This window comes from Vibrio sp. 10N.247.311.13 (genome assembly GCF_041467595.1).
GTDB classification, from domain to species: domain Bacteria; phylum Pseudomonadota; class Gammaproteobacteria; order Enterobacterales; family Vibrionaceae; genus Vibrio; species Vibrio crassostreae_C.
In genome coordinates this window covers 1-2676 of sequence record NZ_JBFSUX010000119.1, presented here as the reverse complement: position 1 = coordinate 2676, position 2676 = coordinate 1, and the positions used below count along the sequence as shown (strand labels likewise).

General features: G+C 39.4%; 3 protein-coding genes. All 3 read left to right on the top strand.

Translation table 11 applies throughout. The annotated features are described in order from the left end of the window. Nucleotides 1-382 precede the first annotated feature (382 nt). The gene (locus AB6E52_RS22875) at nucleotides 383-1597 is read left to right on the top strand and encodes a hypothetical protein (protein ID WP_133151379.1); all 1215 of its coding nucleotides are present in this window, start codon (nucleotides 383-385) and stop codon (nucleotides 1595-1597) included. Nucleotides 1598-1928: 331 nt separating this feature from the next. Next, complete coding sequence (gene tnpA, locus AB6E52_RS22870; RefSeq protein WP_372189984.1) at nucleotides 1929-2246, top strand: IS66 family insertion sequence element accessory protein TnpA; 318 nt, start codon at nucleotides 1929-1931, stop codon at nucleotides 2244-2246. Continuing rightward, nucleotides 2243-2596: an IS66 family insertion sequence element accessory protein TnpB gene (tnpB, locus tag AB6E52_RS22865; RefSeq protein ID WP_017037716.1), complete on the top strand. Its 354-nt coding sequence runs from the start codon at nucleotides 2243-2245 to the stop codon at nucleotides 2594-2596. Before tnpA ends, tnpB begins: the two co-directional genes overlap by 4 nt. The last annotated feature ends 80 nt before the right edge of the window (nucleotides 2597-2676 follow it).

Genomic DNA, 2676 nt, shown 5'->3' with positions numbered 1-2676 from the left:
TTATCGCCCAAACTGGTTAAATTTTAACAGTGACATCTACCCTGCCAGATAGGGAATCGTTAACTTTATATCCGCTATCGGTAGTACTGCTCATACAACCTACCGTTAGAGGTGGCGCCCTTCAATAAATACTCGTTCCAGGTAAAAAGTTCACAGTGCCTTGGCATCCAATTCTCGCTGTTAACTGCTAGTAGACTTATAACCACTTATAAATTAACGATTTAATGGGTTCTGTTTATTATCGAATTGTGACTAATTCTGTAGACATAAAAACCAGGTTACATAATAATCTCAATCAAATTTCTAAATGGATCAACCAATACCTGCGCTCTCAACACTAGATGTTAAGTGGATATTCATTTCACAACGGTTGGAAAGACCATTGCGCAAGTTATGGGTAATGAATCAAATCGGAAACATCATCATGTCACTCTCCATCATAAAAAAACAAATAGCAATTACGTTGCTATTGGCGTTATCAGGATGCTCATCATCCGTCACATCTTCTAGTTCAACTGTTCCATCTGAACCTGTAGTGATCGACCGCAGCTTCAAGCCTGTAATTGGAGATAGTTACGACAATTACCTTGTGAATAGCGCTCTTTCCCTTGCTGCCTTTAATGTTGCTCAACAATACCCAAGCATCAATACTGCTCGAAATTATTACTATGATCTTTACAGTGATGATGGCTGGAAAATTAAGTTAAGAGTGCTCCGAGACGATACTGACGGAATTTATGCGTTTCAATATAACTTCACTGATGAGGATAAAGTTGTAAATCTTGGTAACTTACCAAGGCAACTGCAACTTGAATACAAAAAGGCGTTAGAAATATACACGCCTGAAATGCAAGAACTACATCAACTCGCAACAAAATACAGACAAATTTATCGCCTTGTGAGCGATGCCAACCCTGACTTAGAACTAGAATCGGAGGTTGATTTCTACAGCTTAAGCAGGAAAAGCTATCCATTCATATCATTTAATGCAAAGGACAATCTTAGCACTCAAGTATCGGATCTTTCTGAAAGTATAAAGAGTGGTGCTAAAGCTGATTTCATTGACGCTCTTAAGTCTGACCGTTTTGTCTTTTGCTCAGGTAACCCTGATAACTTAAAACTGTGCACCAACAAAAAACCAGTTGAGCTTTACGGACTAAAGATGGGAATAAGCAGTAGCTGTGAGCTAACAAACTCGAGAGATTATTTATCATCTAGTTCTCCTTTTTACAGCTTTAATAACAATGGCAAAAATCCGATTTTTATCAAAGAGCAGAGGTACATAAAGGGTAATAACCTCTCCCTTCCAAAAATCGATAAAGTTAGATTTGCTTTCCTAGAATATGGGGAAGGCAAGTGTGAAGATAGATTGGTTTTAATCGAGACCTCGTTTAAAACCCAAAGTGAGTCCGTCTTCCAAGATGTTCGAAATTTTGTTGCAAGAAAAAACTACAAAGAGACCGGAATGGACATTCCGTATAACAAATACCGAACAAGGAGTGTTGATTTCAGATCTCAACAAACTGACATTTCCGTTAACCTTTCATACGAAGATAAGTATATGACGCTTCGTTACAAGCATGACTCATATAATTAACGGTCTTAAGTACTCGATGACCAATCCTAGTCATCGACTACTCATAAAAACGTGCTAACGGGTTGCCTAATTTTGACAGCGCTCATGATCTTAAATATGAGCGCAACAAGTCAGATTTAGTAGGTAATTAATTGTAAGTAAATGAATTATGAACTGATCGGTTAGATCAATACTAGCAAAAGCACACGAAATAGTTTGTTCTTACATTGAGAACGTAATCAAGTAAAACTCATAGTAGGTAAAAGCGTGTTGTAAGCGTGCCATGAACACCGCATTCTAATCCTTCAGCACGAAGAATAAGATCATCTCTCCAACCCAAAGGAGAGTTGAAATGGTAAAACGACGTACCAACCTAGAATGGCAAACACTGTTTGAACAATATGAAAGCAGCAGTGTTACCCAACACGCTTTTTGTGAAGAGCATGGACTGAGTTTATCCACGTTCTTTGCCAAACGGCGTCAACTCCAAACAGCAACCCCATCGGAATCTGTCGGATTTGTTAAAGCCGAAATCGTTGAAAAGACAACCAAGTATCAGGCCCAGATAGCTACGGCGAACATGACACTTCTCATCAATGATGTGGAGCTGAGCATTCCTCAAGGCACGCCAGCCACCTATCTTGCTGAACTCATTGGAGCGTTGTCATGAAAGGTATGCTCAGCGCTCCAGACATTTACCTTTATCGTGAAAGCGTCGATTTTAGAAAGTCCATCAACGGCCTTGCAGCGATTATCGAAAATGATACTGACTTGCCTCTTGGCAGCGGTGCGCTGTTCCTGTTTACCAATAAACAGCGCGATAAGATTAAAGTGTTGTACTGGGATAAAACAGGCTTCGCCCTCTGGTATAAACGCCTTGAAAAAGCCAAGTATAAGTGGCCTTCAAAAGAGAAAAATCAGGTGTTTACCCTCACTCAATTTGAGCTTGATAGACTGCTTTCAGGCTTCACAATTATCGGCCACGAACCCATCAAAATAAACGATTTTACAATGAGTTAATCGAGAATAAAGCCTTATTCTCCAAGCGTTAACGGCACGATTTTAGTATAATCAATGCTATGAAAAAGACGCCAAATATC